Source organism: Cohnella fermenti, from assembly GCF_004801405.1.
Taxonomy (GTDB): Bacteria; Bacillota; Bacilli; order Paenibacillales; family Paenibacillaceae; genus Cohnella; species Cohnella fermenti.
The window spans coordinates 1-382 of the sequence record NZ_SSOB01000140.1; the positions used below are offsets into that span (position 1 = coordinate 1).

The window sequence follows — 382 nt, forward strand, 5'->3', positions numbered from 1 at the left end:
GGACTCAGGAAGCCGTAATGCCGAATTCGTGTGAATCCTGGAGGCAGGACGTGAATCAGGAAACGGCGAATAAACTCATCCGCAGTAACGGTCATCTCTTTTGGCTTATTGTCGTCCTTGTAATCCCTCCATTTGAAGGTGACATGGTCTTCTTCCAGCTTCACAATGCGAGCGTTCGAGATGGCCACGCGGTGGGTGTATCTTCCCAGATACTCGACGACACAACCCGCATTCTTGAAAGGCGGCTTGCTGTATACGACCCACTCCTTCTGGTACAACGCAGTGAGCAGCCGCTGGAACGACGCTGGATGCTGCAGATCTGCCGTGGTACCGAAGAATTGGAGCTCGGCTTGCTTGAGATAGGCCAGGAACTTGCCTCTGA

The 382-nt window shown here is 53.1% G+C and carries 1 protein-coding gene; it reads right to left on the bottom strand.

The window, feature by feature from the left end; translation table 11 throughout:
* Positions 1-382: IS91 family transposase (locus E6C55_RS33365; protein WP_211093709.1), on the bottom strand; the 382-nt coding region annotated here is incomplete at both ends.